Genomic DNA, 16,799 nt, shown 5'->3' with positions numbered 1-16,799 from the left:
CTTCGTAGACATCGGAGCCGACACATCGTTAGGCTGTTGGCATGGCGGACGACCTTTCCACGCTCGCACGGCGTTTGATCGACTGTGCGGCATCGGCGCTCGCCGAGCAGGATGGGCATCCGACCACGCCGTCCGTGTTGCGGCACTACGTCGAAGACGGACAGGCTGCGGCAGCCGCTGTGCTGCAGGCTCTCCTTCCTCCGCGCCGGATGAGAGGCGAGGTGGTGCTGGAATTACCGGATCTGGGGCGCATCACCGTCGACCAGCTCCTCATTGCCGTGGAGCGTATCGAAGTGCCCAACGATCGTGTGACGCGTCGGCGCTAGGCTCTTCCGCGCGCCCCGTCGAGCCGGGCTCGATCTCGCCAACCTGTTCGCGCCACTCACCGCCATAGTCGCCGGGTTGCCACTGGAGCCACCCCGATGCACCCCCCGTCCGCTCTCACCGATCCACCGCCGTCACTCCGTAGCGGCGATGTCACCGCTGTCCGCGATCTGCTGCTACGCAACCTCGGCCGTTGGCAGACCATGTCCGACTGCGACCCCCTGACAGGCCGAGCTACGCGTCTGCTGGGCGCTGCGGCGGCGGTGCTGACCTGGATGCGGGACCGAGAAGCACTGCGTCTCGACGCGGCGGCGGTCCGCCTGGCGCTGCAGCTGCGCTCGATCGCTACCCTCGCCAACCGGCGCGCCTTCCTCCTGCCGTGCTGGACCACAGGCTGGTTCCGCGAGCAGCCGGTGCCGACCATGCCCGAGAGCCTGATTTATCCGCTGAACGCCTATCTGGCGGACCTGCCGGGCTACGATACCACCCTGCCGTATGAGGGCCAGTGCGGCGACGAGGCTCGCCGGCAGCATGCCAGGGTGCTGTTCGTAGCTCTGCCCTCCTTGTTCGGCAGGGGGCTTCCGTCGTGAGCGCCGGCAAGAGCACGGGTCGCTCGGGCTGGGCCTCGAGCGACGATTACACCTTTCTCAGCCTCGCGGTGATCGTCGTCGGCCTCGCCTTCGGCGGTTGGATGCTGTGGAGCTACCACCACGCGGAGGTGGTGGAGGGGGTCGCCACCCTGCAGCTGTGGAAGATGGCGGCGCTGGCGCTGGTGACGGACGAGCTCCGGAGCCTGTCGAGGATGGTAGCCGTCGCCCGCTATGAGACCGTCACCTTCGACGAACTCGTAGCGATGAGCGGGCGGGTCAACACCGTCATCCGTATCCCGGCCGCGGCCCTGGTCGGTGCCCTGGCCGTGGTGTGCTTCGTGTGGGCCCCGCCCGCACGCTTCCGTCGCCGGTTCGATCTGGACGGGCTGGCGCGGGAACAGGCGCGCTTCTTCCGCGCGGCCGGGGCCTACCTCGGTCGGGGCCTTCGGCTGGTCGCGCTTTCCACGGGAGCCCCCCGTCCGGCCGATCCTGCCCTTCATCCCCACGAGTGGCTGGTGCGCTTGCCAGTCGAGCAGAAGGAAATGGAACCAACGATGGTTCCGGCGCCCTCGACGCAGCCGGCTTCCCCTCAGGCGGAACAGGCTGGGGAAGCGGTCGAAGCCAAACCCAAGCGGAAGTGGCGGAAGCTTCAGGAGGCGTCGTCCGAGTACAACGCCGATCGGGTCCGCAAGGGGCTCACCGCTCAGCTCGGTCCGGTCTGGCGTGGCGCGACGGCAGCCCGTCCGCAAGCGCGGGTCATGTTCGCGGCCTTCGGCCTGCACCTGGCGGGTCGCCGCGAGGAGAGCCTGTCGCTGCTGGGCGATTTTGCCGAAGCACTGGCGGCCGATGCGGGCCACGGGCCGGCCGGTCCCGACGCCCCACTGCCGGTGCCGCCCTCGGTGCTGGCGGCCGCGGACGCGCTGATCGCGGATGGAACGATGACAAAGCCGGCCGAGGCCATCAGCCGCCACTATGCCTTCGAGACCACCGCGCTGATGGGGCTGCTGAATGCTGCTCGCCTGAACGGCGGCGTCCTGGCGCCGGCGCAGTTCAACGGGCTCAAGCTGGTAGATCGGGGCCTCTGGTATGCCCTGCACTCCCTTGGCTTCCCCGGCCATGGGCCGGGGCAGAACGCCCATCCGAATCCCCGTGTCGAAGCCATCGGGGCACGCGCGCACTGGGATGCCGAACGACAGGCGAAATGCCCGCTGTTCGAGCCAGAGGTGGAAGCGGCCCTGCGCGCCGTTCGCGCCGCGATCCTGCAGCATCGCGAAGAGCAGAAGGAGCAGCCATGATGGCCAGCAGCGACGTGCGAAACCGTGAGGAGCGGGGTTACTCCCGTGAGATACCCTTCGGTGCCTGGGCGGCAGGGCCGGATGGGATGCACATCCACGTCCACCTGGGCGAGGCACCGGACCGCGAGGCGCGCCGGTCCTGGCTTCCCTGGCTGGCGGGCGCGGCGGCCGTGATCGTGGCGTTCGGCGTCGGCCAGCTCACCGCATCGCCGTCCGGCGGCCGCATGGCCGATGCCAGCCTGCGCGCGCCGCCCTCGACGGCGATGCGGGTGGTGCCCTCCCCATCGGATGCCCCCCTGCAGGTCGCGCCCACGCGTGGCGTCGAATTGCAGCTACCGCCACTGCCGCAACTGCCTCCGGCGCTGCAGCAGCAGCTGGCACAGCCACCGCGGGTCGTCCCCCCCTCCCCGGCCCCGGCCTCGGGGGGTGCTGGCGCGCCGGGCACGCCTTCGCGCAACGCCTTCGGCCTCGAGCGCTGAGGTCGGGGTGATGATCCAGCGCGAGATCTCCGGGCCGCAGAACCAGTTCGAGCGCGGCAGCGGCATGGGCTACCGCGACGTCCGGCCCTTCACCGTCCGCCTCGCCGAACTGCTCGGAAGCCAGTTTTCGGGTCTCGTACTGGCCACGGCGGCCGGGTTGTCCTTCTTCTACCCGGCCGCCATCGACCTGCTGCTGCCGACAGCCGCCCTCTACGCGGCCTGGGTGATGCGGCGGAGGGTGAAGCTGCCCCTGCGTCTGCCACGGAGTGCGGATCAGCTGGACTGGAACTACCCCAGCCCGGTGGATCGGAGACCCCAGCGGGCTGCGGGCTCAATCTTCCTCGGCATCGACCAGGTGACGGGGCAGGAACTCTGGATCACCAACGAGGATGGCCGGCAGCATGGGACCATCCCCGGCACCACCGGGGCGGGCAAGACCACCGCCATCCTGAGCCTCTTGGCGAACTCCCTCACCCACGGCTCCGGCTTCGTGCTGGTGGATGGCAAGGCCGACAACAAGCTGTACGGCGAGGTGGTGGCCCTGGCGCGGCGCTTCGGCCGCGAGGACGACGTGCTGGTGCTGAACTTCCTTGTCGCGTCAGGGATCAAGCAGAGCAACACGTTCAATCCCTTCGCCGGGGGCAACGCCGACGCCATCCGCGAACTGCTGGTGTCGCAGCTGGGCGAGCAGAAGTCGGACGACAGCAACGGTGTGTTCCGCGCCCGTGCCGTGGCGCTGATCGGCACCATCACGCCCGTGCTGGTGTGGATGCGCGATCAGATGGGCATCCCCATCAACATCGAGACGATCCGCTTCTCGCTGGAGCTCCGCTCCATCGACATGCTGGCCTCGCACCGCATCTTCATGGTGCGCGATGCCATCGGCGGCAGCGTCACCGAGATCTCGGTTCCGACCATGCCCGAGGACATCATCTACCCGCTCAAGGCCTACCTGGGCGAGTTGCCCGGCTATGATACCTCGCAGCCCTACAACAAGCAGAAGGGCGAGGAGCCGTCCAAGCAGCACGGCTTCGCCCTGTTCTACTTCACCGGCGTGTTCTCGCAGCTATCGGTCTCGCTCGGGCACATCTTCAAGGTGCTTTCGGGCGATATCGACATGCGCGACGTCGTGCTGAACCGCCGCATCCTGGTGGTGAACCTCCCGGCGCTGGAGAACTCCGACGACACCCTGGCCGCGCTGGGCAAGATCGTGGTGGCCTCGCTGCGCGGCATGCTGGCCCAGCTCCTCGGTGCCAAGCTGGAGGGCGACAGTAAGGAGATCTTCTCGCTCAAGCCGGGCATGGGTGAGGGACCCTTCCACGTCGTATTCGACGAGGTGGCGTATTACGCCACCAACGGCATGGACCGGATGCTGGCGATGGGGCGCGGCCTGAACATCATGTTCTGGCTCTGCTTCCAGGAGGTATCCGGCATCTGGGCGCGGCTGGGAGAGAAGACCGCATCGCTGCTCGGCAATGCCAATCTGACCATCGCCATGCGACAGCAGGACGCCAACCGCACCCGGGAGTGGATCGAGAAGACTGCCGGTGAGACCGAAGTGACGCAGGCCACCTCCTTCGTGGCGGGCGAGGCCGGGCAGTACCGCGAGGGTCCCTCGGCCGAGGTCCGCAAGGTGAACCGGGTGGCGTGGTCGGACCTGCAGAAGCTGCTGGAAGGCGAGGCCATCGTGATGCTGGGCGGGCGGCGAGTGTACGCCAAGCTGTTCCACGCCGACGTCAAGGCGGATGGTCCGATCCGCCGAAACCGGCCGCTGATCCTCCCCGGCCTTGCCAAGGCCGGGCAGGAGCCTGGCGGCTTGGTGAAGAACGTCGTCGTTCGGCTGGAGAGTGGGCGCGTTCCTCCTGGGCTGCCGGTCACGGAAGATCCGGTGCTACGGGCGATGGTGGATGCTTTCCGCACCAGCAACGCCGAAACGACTGAAGGGCGGATCGCTGCAGCCATCGCCGCTGCCGGCGCGACGTCCCTCCCCGCCCCGGCCAACGACGCCCTGCCAGAGCCGCCCGTCACGAGCAGCCAGCCCATGATGGAGGCGGTAAAGGTGGTCCCAGCCGGCGATAGGGCCGCGAGCCCGGCCCCCGCTTCGTCGGCGCGGATCGTTGCCGGAGATCGCGGTCTGTCGGCGTCGATCGCCGCGATTGAAGTGGCGCACGGCGACTCGCCGGCCATGGCCGAGCGCATCGGCCGGGAGGTCGCTCGCAGCGTGATCGAGGCTGGCATACTCGACCTTCCCGACCCACCGGTCATGACGGCCAAGGAACTGGCCGCGCGGCTGAGACTGCTCCTCGAGAAGTTGGCGGCATGATCGCGGCCGACCTTTCGGACCCCCGTCGCGTCCTCGCTGCCATCCATTATCCCGCGACGATGGCCGATCTGGCGGGGTCAAGCGGACGGTCGGTCACCGAGGCCACGCAGACCCGCTCTGCCTCATTTGGAACGTTAGAGCGGTAACCTACTGCCTAGGCCCGCATTTCATTACACGGACGGCCTCATCATGCTCCGCCAGGGCATGTTGCCTAGCTCTCGGAGCGGATCTTCCCCACGACCTCCCGCATCCCAGCCAAGTCCATCCCACCTGGGACGAGGTACCGGCCGATGACGAAGCCTGGCGTGCCCTGGAGCCGGAGTTGACGAGCCTGCACCAGGGCCTCGCCAAGGGCGACATCAATTTCATCCGAGCGCTGCCGCTGGTCGCGTTCGAGCGCGATCAAGTTGATGCCCGAACTCTCCGCAGCTGCCCGGACACGGTTGTCGTCCAGCCTTCCAGGGAGCCGCATCAAGGCTTGATGCAGGGGTTCGTAGCGCCCCTCCTGCCAACGGGACGCCAGCGCCATCCGCGCCGCATAGGTGGATGTCGGCGTCAGCATCGGCCAATGCTTGTGAACGAGGCGGACCCCGGGATCTTCCTCCAGCAACGCCCGCACATCCGGCTGAACCCTGCGGCAGACCGGACACTGGTAGTCGAAGAACTCGACCATGGTGACGTCACCGGCCGGGTTCCCCAGGATCACCGCGCTCGGACCACGGGCCAGTTCGGCCAGCAGGCCGCTACCACCGCCCTGGCCGGGTGACGCCGCGTGGGCCGGTGACGGCGCGCTCCGACCGATCGTCCAGGCGGCGGCGCCGAACACGGCGACCCCTCCAAGGGCCGTGGCTGCGATCGTGCGACGCTTCATGGGCTGCTCCTGGCAGTTGAGGAAGGAGGCTGGATCAGGGTGCGCGTCCCAGCGCTTCATCAAGCGCCTGGAGAACGCGTTCCTTGGTCAGCAGCTCGGGAAGAACGATGCCGTCCCGTGCGGCAGGGCCGTAGACGACGTTGAAGGGGATGCCATAGCGATCGAACCTTCGCAGGTAGGCCGAGATGACAGGATCGGGCCGGGTCCAATCCGCGAGCATCGGCGAGACATCCGCGCCGTTCAGGCGGCGGGCCACCTCGACATCGGCGAGTGCCACGCGCTCGTTGACCTTGCAGGTGAGGCACCAGTCGGCGGTGACGCCGACGAACACAACACCACCCGCCTCCACGCGCCCCGCGATCTCGGTTTCCTGGAAGCGCGACCAGTTCACCCCGGCCACCGCGCGCGCGGGCGCGTCAGCGGCGTCCGGCAGGACGGTCGCGGTCAGGGGGGCAAGGAGGGCTGCAGCGAGGAGCGACAGGGCTGCCAGCGCCGCCGTTGTGGAGCGCCCCGGACCGCCCTCATCGATCCCAACAAGGATCGCCGCGAGGGCGATCATCAGCAGAGCGACGATCGCCGCAGCGGCGACGCCGGTCTGGACCGAGAGGATAGAGAGAAGCCAGACCGCGGTCAGGACGAGCGGCACGGCGAGGAGGCGCCGCAGGGTCAACATCCACCGCCCCGGCCGGGGCAGCCGCGTGGCCAGTGAGGGTAGCGTGGCCACCAGTAGGTAGGGCAGCGCGAGGCCAAGGCCGAGGGCGGCGAAGACCAGGTAGATCTCGGTCGCTCCGCGCGACAGGGCGAAGCCGACCGCCGTGCCGAGGAACGGCGCCGAGCACGGCGTCGCGAGCAGGGTTGCGAAGGCGCCGGTCGCGAAATGACCGGCCAGTGATCCCTCCTTCCGGCCGCCGCCGCCGAGCTTGTCTGCCAGCAGGCGCGGCAGCGGGATCTCGAACAGGCCGAGCAGGTTGGCCGAGAAGAGCGTCAGGAGAATGACCAGCAGGATGAGGAAGAGGGGCTGCTGGAACTGGATGCCCCAACCGATCCCGGCTCCCGCGATCTTGAGGCCGACCATCGCCGTTGCGAGGACCAGAAACGAGAAGAGGATCCCCGCCGCGGAGGCCAGAAAGCCCGCGCGTACGGAGCGCGGCGTGCCGCCGCCGTGCCGGGCGGCCGACAAGAGCTTCAGGGACAGGACCGGCAGCACGCAAGGCATGAGGTTGAGGATCAGCCCGCCGAGCAAAGCGGTGGCGAGGATGCTCGCAAGCCGCGCGACGTTCCCGCGGTCGTCGGCTTTCCAGCCCTCCCCCGCTACGCCAGGGGGTTGCCCGGCCGTTGCCCGGACATGGGCCTCGACAGCCCTGGAGCCGTCCAGCAGCGTCAGCCGGAGCATCGCCGAGGTCACGTCCAACCCCTCCGGAAGGGGCGGTGCGAGAGGAGCGGTCAGTTCGACCCGGCGCCGCTCGGTGGCGAAGCGGAGGCGGGGCGCTCCGAAAGCGAGCGGCGCCTCGGCCTCCACCAGAAGATCCGGCTCCCCAAACGGGGTCTGCGCGGTCGCGACGACTCGCAGTTCTGGTCCGCCGGATGCCTGTACGATCTCGGCTCTATCGAGGGTGACACCCTCCTGCTCGGCCGTCCTGGGCACCAGGGCGCGGAAGGCCTCGATCCGTGCGGCATCGGCATCGCGGCCGACGGATCCGGGATCGATGTCGGCAGCGAAGGCGATCTCCACCCGGGTGCAGATGTCGCTGCAGACGTAGACCGCTCCCCTCACGTCGAGCCGGGCGGAGGCACCCGGATCGGCCAAGCGGACATCGAGGGGGAGAACAACGCTCCCGTCGTAGCCGATCGTCTCGAAGCCCATGAAGGCCTGACGGTGCGGTGCGGGCCATCCCACCCCGACCTCTGCGACATTCAACGACGCCGACGTATCGATCTCGGGCGGGAAGCCGCCATCGCCGGGCGAGCGCCAATACGTCTTCCACCCGGGCCGCAGGTCGATCTCAAGACCCAGCCTAGCCCGGCCGGCACCGTACATTCCTCCCTCCAGGAGACGGACCGTCGCTCCGGGGGAAACGATGTCGGCGGCGCGGGAAGGACCAGGCGCGGTGAGGCAGAGGGCGACGGCGAGCAATGCCGCCGCCCCTCCCTGGGCTAGCGACCGGATCGCGGCGGCCAGCCACGTCCGGGCGCGGTGCCGTGCTTGTGGGTGCCGGCACCCCGTCACGAACACCGCCCCCTCTCGTGCGCCGCGGTCACCGTGGCCGGCGCCGCGCGGTGGATCGCCGTCGCCGGGACGACGATCCCGGCGCGCAGGCCGCCACGCGGACGGTTCGCGAGTTGGAGTTCGGCGCCGCAGCGCCGGAGGGCGAGCTCCGCGATCGACAGGCCGAGGCCGGTGCCGGTGCCCCGGCGGTGGCGACCGCGGAAGAAGCGGCGTGTGACGACGTCGATCTCGTCCGCCGGGATGCCCGGCCCCTCGTCGTCGACCGCGATGACGAGGGACCCGCCGGAGGTGTCGCACCGGACGAGCACCTCTCCGCCGGAGCGGGAGTGCTGCACCGCGTTCTCGACGAGGTTCCTCAGCGCGGTGAAGAGCAGCCGCTCCGGCATCCGAACGTGAACTTCCTGCAACCCGCCCCCCGCTCTCAAGGCCACGTCGCGCGCCCGGCCACCGGGCGTGAACTCCTGCTCGAGAAGCGCGAACATGGCCCGGAGGTCGATGACCTCGGGCCGCGCCGCCTCGCCCTCCGCTTCCAACTGGGACAGGTCCAGCAGCTGGCGGACCAGCCGGGACGTCCGGTCGACCGAGACGAGGATCTGTCGCAGGGCCCGATCGCGCATCGCCTCGTCGCGGGCCGACAGCGCGACCTGTGCCTGGGTTCGCAGACCCGCCAGCGGCGTGCGCAGCTCGTGCGCGGCGAAGGAGGTGAACTGCCGCTCGCGCTCACGGGCATCCGCGACGCGCGCTAGGAGGCCGTCCAAGGCATCGGCCACGGGTCGGATCTCCCGGGTGCCCAGGTCGATCGGGATGGGCGCAACGTCGTCGGCCCGTCGCTGTCCCAGCACCGACGCTAGGCGGCTCAGGGGCGCCAAGCCGCGTCCGACGCAGAGCCAGATGAGACCGGCCAGCAGCGGGAGTATCAGCGCCACGGGCACCGCCAGCCCGAGGATCATGTCGCGCACGAGGCGCTCCCGGACCCTGACGTTATCCCCGACCAAGATCCTGACCTGGCGCACCGGATCGTCGATGGCGTAGACGCGCCAGCGCTCCCCGTCGACGAGCGTCTCAGAGATGCCCTCCCCACGATCCGCGAGCGCCACGCTCGGCGCCCCGGAGGACCGCCCGAGGAGGCGCCCATCGAGCGACCATATCTGGCACGAGAGCTGGCGCCCGTAGCTGCCCTCGGGCAGGGCGGGAACGGAGAGCGCTCCTTCCCCGCCGATCGACTGCCCTGCGACGAGCGAGGACACCATCCGTCCCGCCTCGACCAAGCGCGCGTCCAGCGCCCGCCCCAGCTCTCGCTGGGTGCTGACCCAGATCCAGCCCGCCGCGAGCAGCCAGACAAGCGCGGTGGCCCCCGTGAGAAGGAGGAACAGTCGGGTCCGAATGGAGTTCATCGGGCGGCCGTGTCGATGCGGTAGCCGGATCCCCGGACGGTCTGGATGACGTCCCGCCCGATCTTGGCCCGGAGGTTGTGGATGTGGACCTCGACCGCGTTGCTCTCGACCTCCTCCTGCCAGCCGTAGAGGCGCTCCTGCAGGCTGTCCTTCGAGAGAACGATCCCCGGGCGTTCCATAAGCGCCTCAAGGATCGCGAACTCACGACGGGAAAGCGGGACGGGATGGCCGTCCCGCGCGAGGGAGCGGCGGGCCTGATCCAGGATCAACCCGTGGCATTCGAGGACGGGTGACGACCGCCCCTGCGCGCGGCGGGTGATGGCCCTCAAGCGCGCGGCGACCTCCTCGAGGTCGAAGGGCTTGCCCAGGTAGTCGTCCGCCCCGCCGTCCAGGCCCGCGATCCGGTCCCCCACCGCGTCCCTCGCCGTCAGCAGCAGGACGGGCGTCCGGTCACCACGGGCGCGAAGCTCCCCGAGGACCGACAGGCCGGACCCGTCCGGCAGCATGAGGTCGAGAACCACCGCGCCGAAGGCGCCGGCGCGCAGGGCGGCGTGGGCGTCCTCGCAGGTGCCTACAGCATCGGCGTGGATGCCGTGTAGCGACAGCCCGGCCCTGATGCCGTCCAGCAATACCTCGTCGTCCTCCACCAGCAGGATCCGCACGGTCACTTCCCTCCCGGGGATGCCCGCATGCGGGGCGATCCTTAAAGCTACCTTAATGTCCGCTCCGTACCCGGCCGCGATCGATGCGCGCCGGCGAGGTCCGGCCTCGGAGCAGGTTCAGTCCATGCCTCACGCCTTTCCGGCGGCGCGGTTCCCGTCGCGCAACATCCAGAGCCGGCCTTGCCGGCACGGCACCGGCCGCACGGAAGGCTGACGCGTGGGAGCGGTGTCCCTGGGCCCTCTCGTCATGGCGACCGACCGGCTCGCCGCGATCCTCGGCATCGGCGCCTTCTTGCTTGCCGCCTCGCTGCTGTCGGATCGGAAGGATGCCCGGTTCGGCCCCTGGGCCGCGATCGCCGTGCCACTCGGCGTCGTGGCGGCGAGGCTCGGGCACGTGCTCGAGCACGCCGGGACCTTTGCGCAGGAGCCTCTCAGGGCCTTCGCCTTCTGGCAGGGAGGCTTCTCCTTTCTCTGGGCCATCCCGCCAGTCCTCCTCTTCACCCTCTACCGCCTGCGGGAAGTCCGGGCTCTGATATGGGCGACGGCTCCGGTCGCCTTCGGCATGCTCGCCTGGGCGGGCGCGTTCCAGCTCGCCGCACTGGCCTCCGGTGATCCCAGACCACTGCCCTCCATCACTCTGCAGCAGGTCCAGGGCGATCCGATCGACCTCGCAGATACGGATGGCCGTCCGCGGGTTCTGAACCTCTGGGCCACATGGTGCCCGCCCTGCCGTCGGGAGATGCCCCTCCTCGCGGAAGTCTCGCGGGCTACTCCGGGCGTCGACTTCCTGTTCGTCAATCAGGGAGAGGGAAGCGCTAGGATCGTGGAATACCTCTCAAGGGAGGGACTGGAGCTGACGCATGTCGTGCTCGACTCCACTTCCGAAATCACTAGATACTTCGGAGTTCGTGGAATTCCGGTGACACTGTTCTTCGGCGCGGATGGAAGGATGCGGCACCTGCATGTCGGTGAGGTATCCCGCGAAGCGCTCGCGGAATACCTTCGTTCCATCCGCGGGGCCTCCTGAAGGCGCCACAGATACCGATGGACCTGAGCGGTATCAGGGAAGAGCGTCTCAACGCTTGTTCCGGACCGGGACGGTGTTGACGGCGAGTTGGGGTGTCTGGCCACCCTCCCACGAGTTGGCGCCTGCCGCTGGCGTCGGGACGGGGATGTCGGAGCGCGCCTTCCGCTTGTCGGCCATGGATACCCCGAGATTGCGATCACGCTGGGCGATGATTGCCGGATCGATCTGCCCGTCACGCGTATAACCCATCATCAGCTGCGGGATGCCGAGCGGCAGCGTGTCGCCGCGATCGACCTGCCAGGTATGCCAGGTCTTGCCGTAGGTGGTGGTGAGCGTGCGCATCGCGGTCGTCTCCACCGCTTCCGGAATCCCGGGCATCACGAGCAGGCCCGAGGTCGTCTCGTAATGGTGGCTGTGCCAAAGCTTCTTCTCGTCCTCGGAAAGCTGCAGGTAGAGCTTCTCGGAGACGATGTACTCGATGCCGATCAGACGGGCCTGCTCGTGGTTCGCATCGAAAATCGTGCACTGGTGCAGATCCTCGGTGAGATGCGTGCAGAAGTGATGCGCTTCGACAGGACGGCCCATGTCGTCGGCGTAGAAGTGGAACCCGTTCAGATAGAGGTTCATCGCGTTCAGCGGCGCCTTGGTCTGAAGCACGGCCGCCCCCGCGTCCAGCATCTGGCTGCGCGTCGAGTGCGGCGCGCCAGCCGCGGCCGGACCGCCCGGGTGCGGTGCGGGCGTCGGTGCCGCGGGGGATTGGGCGAGGGCTTGCCCGCAGGAACAGGCAACCACCGCCGATGCAGCTGTCGCGGCTAGGTTCGTCCCGAAGCGACGGCGGTTCATCGGGGATTGCAGTCGGTTCATCATCGAGCCTCCTCAATCAGGTTGGGCCTCATGGATCAGCGCTCGACGGGCAATTCGGCATGCTTCCATGCCGTCCAGGAGCCGGGAGTGTTGAAGACCTGTCCGAACCCCGCTGCGGCCAGCACCGACGCTCCGATGGATGCCCGGTAGCCAGTGCCGCAGTAGGTCACGACGGGACGGTCGGGGTCGAGTTCGCCCGACCGCTCGGACAGGTGGGGCACGTAGATGTTCTGTGCCCCGGGAACGTGCCCTGCTTCGAACTCCTCCGGGCTACGGACGTCGAGGATCTGCAGACCGGGGTTCGCCCGGCGGTCATCCAGCGCCTGGACCGTCCACTGGTCCACATGCCGCAAGGGCTTTGCGGCGTTCTGCCAGGCCGTCAGGCCCTGACCGAGCCACCCGAGCACCGTATCGTAGCCCAGGCGGAAGGCATGGGTCGCAGCCTCCAGGGCCTGCTCCGGTCCCTCGGCGACCAGCACGATGGGAGTCCCATGCTCGACCATCCATCCCAGCCAGGTCGGGAACTCCTTTCCGATCCCGATGTTGAGCGCACCCGGGACATGCCCACCGCCGAAGGCCAGCATGGACCGGGTATCGATCGCGACCGCTCCCTCCCGCATGGCCTTTTCGAATGCGTCGGGCTTCATGGGAGGCGGAACCGGGACTACGCCCCGCACCGGTGCCCCGGCCGCGTTGATCCGCTTCAGGCGGGCGTAGTGGCGGGGCGGCTCGGGCATCCCTTCCAGCAGCCATGACGTGAATGCCTCACGTCCGCGGGGTTCCAGGGCCGGATTAACGGCCCGCTCATGCCCGACGGTGCTCGCCAGCAGGTCGCCAAGCGACTTGCCACAGGCTGATCCAGCACCGTGTCCTGGCCAAACAGCGGTGCCGTTCCCCATGGGCAGGACCTTCTCGAACAGGCTGTCGTACAACTCCCCGGCGAGACGCCGCTCGAGGTCGTTTCCGAGGAGATCCGGACGCCCGACGTCCAGGTTGAACAGCGTGTCCCCGGTGAAGGCGCCGAATGGTGCCTTCCCCTGCTTCCTGGCCGACAGGGCCAGGGTGACATGCTCAGGTGTATGGCCTGGCGTGTGGATGGCGTGCAGGGTCAGCTCCCCGAGGCGGAGCTCCTCCCCGTTCCGCAGGCGCCGTAGAGGAAAGCCGTAGTCGCCGTCCCCGCCGACGATCTCGGCGCCAGTCCGGGCGGCAAGCTCGTGGCTGCCGGATGCGAAGTCCGCGTGGATGTGGGTCTCGACTGCGTAAGCGAGGCGTAGGCCGCGCGCCGCGGCCTCCTCGACGTAGATGTCGACATCCCGTCGAGGATCGACGATGGCCGCCACCCCGGCCGCATCGTCTCCGACCAAGTAGGAGAGCTGAGCGATGCCGTCCGTGTAGAAGCTTTTGAAGACCATGGCCATGACAGTGCTCCCTGTGCTCCTCCGGGGTGAGTGTGGCGGTTGATCGGCCGCTACCCGGCCCCACCGACATGCCGCTTGAAGCCATACCGCTCGAAGATCTGTAGTCCCTGATCGGAGGTGATGAAGTCCAGCCACAGACGTGCGGCCTCTGGATGCGCCGCATCCTTGCGAACCGCCCCAGCGTAGGTTCCCGTCGTGTTCACCTCGTCCGGGATGTCGACATGTCCGATGGGATTGCCGACCTGCTCCTGGAACACGGCCTCGGACTGCCAGGTCACCCCGGCCTGGGCACGCCCCTGCATCAGGAAGACCGGTGTCTGCCGATGGTGCATGGTGGTCAGGACGCACGTCCCATCCCGTACCTTCGAGCCGTACACGGTCTCGGCCAGCGCCTCGCCCCCGGCCTTCACGAGGGAGGCGCGGATCTGCTCCGCCACCCCCTCGAATTCGGGGTTCGGCATGGCGAGCCGGATGTCCGCCCGGCCCAGATCGGCCAGGGTCCGGACGCCGGCCGGGTTATCCTTGGGAACCATGATGGTCAGGGTGTTCGTGACGTAGGAGACGGCAGGCGGGACCAGAAGGCCGCGATCGATCAGGCGCCGCACGGCACCCAGCCCCGCGAAGTAGGCGTCCGCCTGGACCGTCCAGGTCATGTTGCCCACCGTGACGGTGCCACCCGCCTCCATCTGCCGCACCAGCAGGCCCGGCGGGATCGTCTCCCAGTAGATCCTGCCCTTGTACTCCGGGCGGGCAGCGGCAAAGGCCTGCACCAGCGGCGCCATGGCGAAGAAGTAGTTACCCCCGACGTACAGCACGAGCAGCGGGTTCATGGGATTGCCGTGGAAGTCGGCGAGGTTGTCGGCCTCCGGCACGGTGAACTCGAGGCCGCGGTGCTCGACGTCGTTATTGGCGCCGCCCTGCCAGGGCGGGGACACACCAGGGCTGCCCTGAGCCTGTGCGCTGTTGGCGGCCATGGCGATCCCTGCTCCTAGAACGACGCGGCGTGTGGTCGTCGGCCCGGCGAAGCTCACTTCGCGTACTCGAACCCGGCGCTCTGCAACTCGGGCAGCGTGCCGACGGCGCCGGGTGTGAGGATGACGCCTGGCACGAGATGGTTGGTCAGATCGGCCGCCACGGTCGGCACATCGGCCCTGTCCGGGTTCACCCCTGCGGCGACCAGCTTCTCCGCCGTCTCCCAGAGCGCGTTGTGGCAGGCCGTGAAGACGACGCCTCGCCGCTGGAGGGCCGGGATGGAGTTGAAGCGGGAGGAGAAAGGCCCTTCCGGATCCTGATGGCTGCGGGCACCAGGCGAAGGGGCCTGCCGCTCGACGATGAGCGTGTTCGACGCGAACCTCTCTCCCGCGAGATTCGTGAGCTGGTACTTGTCCCAGACTGCCTGATCGAGGAGGGCGAGGTTCGCCGTGCCGTGGGTGGCGGAGACCGCTAGGAAGTCAGGGTGTCGGAAGGACCAGATCTGCGCGTTGAGCGAGTTGCGCATCAGGTTCAGCCAGGGTCCACCGATTTCGGTGTGGTCCCAAACCTGCTTAGGGCTCCCCTGATAGGAGAGGACGGCCTGGAGGGCTTCCTGGTCCCACTGGTTCGGATCGTCCAGCACCATGGGGACGGTCCTGAAGTCACGACGCCGCGGAGCGCGCGCGAGGCGCATCGAGATGTCCCGGAGCTTGTCCGCTCCGTCCGGGAGCCAATCGCCAGCGGGGGTCTGGGCACTGGCCACCACAGGAAGCAACGTCGCGGTCGCCGCGAGCACGGTCCCAGTCAGGATGACGCGCCGGTTCATGATGGTGTCCATCGTTCTACTCCGGAGCTCGGAGCCTATCGGTTCTGAAGGAGTTCAGACAGGAACAACGCTCTGCGCTGCCGTGGGTCTGACGACCTCCCTGGCGGAGACGTAGTTTCGCAATGCATCGACCGCGCGAATCTCGAGGTCGCGGCGTGCCCGGCCATATTTCTTGGGGACGCCCTGCGCGGTGACATAGGCAGCCTCGTAGACCCGCTCGGGATCGACCTCTTCCCCATCGACGAAGAGGCGTTCCACCCGCTGCCCGGCGGGGTTCTCGAGCTTGGCGTAGAGGCGGAGGCCGTGGCAGCGCTTCACGTAGCCGCCCATCTGCTCGTAGGGGTCGGACGCGAAGGTGCGGTGGAGATTCTCCTCCATCATCGCGAAAAGTTCCGCCCCCGTAAGCTCCACGACGGATACGGGGGGATTGGGCGGGATGATGTTCCAGAGATCTCCGACGGTGATCGGGCCAGGCGGAACCGGTGCGCCGTATCGCCAGCCATTCGAGAAGGCGATCTGGGTACCAGCCGCTTCCGCCACGGCATCGAGCAGGAGAGCATCCATAGGTGTCTGGAACATCGTGTTGCGATGCAAAGCTACCTGGGTCTGTCCAATCTGCTCCCCGAGCATGGTCCGGTGCGGCGCCAGAGCTTGATCGACGAGGTCTCTCACCTCGGCATCCTCCGGCAAGGATTCGTCAACGGAGATGAGCCGGTGCTCGACACCGACGACCTTGCCTCCACTAACCTCGATATCCAGGCGACCGACGAACGCGCCATGACATCCGGACTGGATGATAGGGGTCCCGTTCACCCAGGCCGGATGCTCCATCCGGTTGTGAGTGTGGCCACTCAGGAGAGCGTCGATCCCGGGCACCGCTGCTGCCAACTTCATATCCTGCGGAAAGCCTAGATGGGACAGGACGACCACGAGGTCGGCGCCCTCGTCCTGACGGAGGCGCGCAATGTGGCCGAGGAGTTCGTCCTGTCCCATCGTCAACCGGATACCGGTGCTGAAGTGAGGCGGCATGGTCTTGTCGACGATGGTTGCCGCGATGCCGATGATGCCGATCCTTAGCCCGCCCCGTTCGACGACGCGCGTCGGGGTGAAGACGAGTTCCCCCGTCTCTTTGTCGAAGCAGTTGATGGCAAGAAGAGGATACGAAAGCTGGTTCGCAAGAGTTTGGAGGTGGGCAGGACCGTAGGCGAAGTCCCAATGGGCCGTCATACCATCCAGTGCCAGAGCATTCAGGATAGGCACCAGAGCCTGCCCCTTACTGCGGACCACGGGATAGGTCCCATGGAAGGTATCGCCGTTGTCGAGGGCGACGACCGCACCATCACGCTCCTGCCGAAGGCGCTTCAGGAGAGTCGCAATGCGGGCGTATCCACCGAGGCGGGGAAAGCTCGCTTCCTCGCCTCGCCAGACCAATTCGGGGTGCGGCTCCAGGTAACCGTGGACATCGTTGATCTGAAGGAGGGTGATCCGTCCTGCTGACATCGTCTTGTCCACTCCATCGATGGTGAG

At 68.1% G+C, this 16,799-nt stretch carries 15 protein-coding genes; 6 read left to right on the top strand and 9 right to left on the bottom strand.

Going from position 1 to position 16,799, the window contains the following annotated elements:
- Positions 1-41: 41 nt before the first annotated feature.
- The 5 genes from D9599_RS15860 (at position 42) to D9599_RS15840 (ending at position 5,011) form a co-directional block, all read left to right on the top strand.
- Positions 42-326, top strand: coding sequence for a hypothetical protein (locus D9599_RS15860; RefSeq protein ID WP_198382243.1), 285 nt, complete (start codon positions 42-44; stop codon positions 324-326).
- A 96-nt stretch (positions 327-422) separates the two neighbouring features.
- Positions 423-914, top strand: coding sequence for a hypothetical protein (locus D9599_RS15855; protein WP_198382242.1), 492 nt, complete (start codon positions 423-425; stop codon positions 912-914).
- Positions 911-2,209, top strand: a complete 1,299-nt coding sequence (locus tag D9599_RS15850) for a hypothetical protein (protein WP_198382241.1) — start codon at positions 911-913, stop codon at positions 2,207-2,209. Before D9599_RS15855 ends, D9599_RS15850 begins: the two co-directional genes overlap by 4 nt.
- A complete protein-coding gene (locus D9599_RS15845; RefSeq protein WP_198382240.1) occupies positions 2,206-2,688 on the top strand; it encodes a hypothetical protein in 483 nt (160 codons plus the stop codon). The genes D9599_RS15850 and D9599_RS15845 overlap by 4 nt, the downstream gene beginning before the upstream one ends.
- A gap of 10 nt (positions 2,689-2,698) precedes the next feature.
- Positions 2,699-5,011, top strand: coding sequence for a type IV secretory system conjugative DNA transfer family protein (locus D9599_RS15840; RefSeq protein ID WP_198382239.1), 2,313 nt, complete (start codon positions 2,699-2,701; stop codon positions 5,009-5,011).
- Positions 5,012-5,222: 211 nt separating this feature from the next.
- Here the strand turns inward: D9599_RS15840 and D9599_RS15835 are convergent, their stop codons facing one another.
- The 4 genes from D9599_RS15835 to D9599_RS15820 form a co-directional block, all read right to left on the bottom strand.
- A complete protein-coding gene (locus tag D9599_RS15835; protein WP_198382238.1) occupies positions 5,223-5,882 on the bottom strand; it encodes a DsbA family protein in 660 nt (219 codons plus the stop codon).
- 34 nt (positions 5,883-5,916) lie between these two features.
- Positions 5,917-8,016, bottom strand: a complete 2,100-nt coding sequence (locus D9599_RS15830; protein ID WP_232480557.1) for a protein-disulfide reductase DsbD — start codon at positions 8,014-8,016, stop codon at positions 5,917-5,919.
- A gap of 89 nt (positions 8,017-8,105) precedes the next feature.
- Positions 8,106-9,503: an ATP-binding protein gene (locus D9599_RS15825; RefSeq protein WP_198382237.1), complete on the bottom strand. Its 1,398-nt coding sequence runs from the start codon at positions 9,501-9,503 to the stop codon at positions 8,106-8,108.
- Positions 9,500-10,165 (bottom strand): winged helix-turn-helix domain-containing protein, encoded by a 666-nt coding sequence (locus D9599_RS15820; RefSeq protein WP_198382285.1) that lies wholly within the window; start codon positions 10,163-10,165, stop codon positions 9,500-9,502. Before D9599_RS15820 ends, D9599_RS15825 begins: the two co-directional genes overlap by 4 nt.
- A 217-nt stretch (positions 10,166-10,382) precedes the next feature.
- Between D9599_RS15820 and D9599_RS15815 the strand changes: the two genes are divergently transcribed.
- Positions 10,383-11,192: a TlpA disulfide reductase family protein gene (locus tag D9599_RS15815; RefSeq protein ID WP_198382236.1), complete on the top strand. Its 810-nt coding sequence runs from the start codon at positions 10,383-10,385 to the stop codon at positions 11,190-11,192.
- Positions 11,193-11,240: 48 nt separating this feature from the next.
- On the opposite strand, the gene D9599_RS15810 is transcribed toward D9599_RS15815, so the two are convergent.
- Genes D9599_RS15810 through D9599_RS15790 form a run of 5 tightly spaced genes read right to left on the bottom strand, consistent with a single transcriptional unit; the run spans position 11,241 to position 16,784 of the window.
- Positions 11,241-12,059, bottom strand: coding sequence for an OBAP family protein (locus D9599_RS15810; RefSeq protein ID WP_232480556.1), 819 nt, complete (start codon positions 12,057-12,059; stop codon positions 11,241-11,243).
- Between the two features lie 32 nt (positions 12,060-12,091).
- Positions 12,092-13,474 (bottom strand): rhodanese-like domain-containing protein, encoded by a 1,383-nt coding sequence (locus tag D9599_RS15805; RefSeq protein WP_198382235.1) that lies wholly within the window; start codon positions 13,472-13,474, stop codon positions 12,092-12,094.
- A gap of 50 nt (positions 13,475-13,524) precedes the next feature.
- Positions 13,525-14,448, bottom strand: coding sequence for a substrate-binding domain-containing protein (locus tag D9599_RS15800; RefSeq protein WP_198382234.1), 924 nt, complete (start codon positions 14,446-14,448; stop codon positions 13,525-13,527).
- 53 nt (positions 14,449-14,501) lie between these two features.
- Positions 14,502-15,284 (bottom strand): transcriptional initiation protein Tat, encoded by a 783-nt coding sequence (locus D9599_RS31385; RefSeq protein WP_232480555.1) that lies wholly within the window; start codon positions 15,282-15,284, stop codon positions 14,502-14,504.
- 42 nt (positions 15,285-15,326) lie between these two features.
- Positions 15,327-16,784 (bottom strand): bifunctional UDP-sugar hydrolase/5'-nucleotidase, encoded by a 1,458-nt coding sequence (locus D9599_RS15790; protein WP_198382233.1) that lies wholly within the window; start codon positions 16,782-16,784, stop codon positions 15,327-15,329.
- Positions 16,785-16,799: the final 15 nt, after the last annotated feature.

Origin of the sequence: Roseomonas sp. KE2513 (assembly GCF_016107305.1) — a bacterium.
GTDB lineage: Bacteria > Pseudomonadota > Alphaproteobacteria > Acetobacterales > Acetobacteraceae > Roseomonas.
The sequence above is the reverse complement of the archived record's forward strand: the minus strand, read 5'-3'. Positions and strand labels throughout refer to the sequence as shown.

Coding starts and splice junctions, on each gene's coding strand:
- D9599_RS15845 (WP_198382240.1), top strand. CDS start 2,206: ATGATGGCCAGCAGCGACGTGCGAAACCGTGAGGAGCGGGGTTACTCC.
- D9599_RS15800 (WP_198382234.1), bottom strand. CDS start 14,448: ATGGCCGCCAACAGCGCACAGGCTCAGGGCAGCCCTGGTGTGTCCCCG.
- D9599_RS15860 (WP_198382243.1), top strand. CDS start 42: ATGGCGGACGACCTTTCCACGCTCGCACGGCGTTTGATCGACTGTGCG.
- D9599_RS31385 (WP_232480555.1), bottom strand. CDS start 15,284: ATGGACACCATCATGAACCGGCGCGTCATCCTGACTGGGACCGTGCTC.
- D9599_RS15840 (WP_198382239.1), top strand. CDS start 2,699: ATGATCCAGCGCGAGATCTCCGGGCCGCAGAACCAGTTCGAGCGCGGC.
- D9599_RS15855 (WP_198382242.1), top strand. CDS start 423: ATGCACCCCCCGTCCGCTCTCACCGATCCACCGCCGTCACTCCGTAGC.
- D9599_RS15835 (WP_198382238.1), bottom strand. CDS start 5,882: ATGAAGCGTCGCACGATCGCAGCCACGGCCCTTGGAGGGGTCGCCGTG.
- D9599_RS15805 (WP_198382235.1), bottom strand. CDS start 13,474: ATGGCCATGGTCTTCAAAAGCTTCTACACGGACGGCATCGCTCAGCTC.
- D9599_RS15810 (WP_232480556.1), bottom strand. CDS start 12,059: ATGATGAACCGACTGCAATCCCCGATGAACCGCCGTCGCTTCGGGACG.
- D9599_RS15825 (WP_198382237.1), bottom strand. CDS start 9,503: ATGAACTCCATTCGGACCCGACTGTTCCTCCTTCTCACGGGGGCCACC.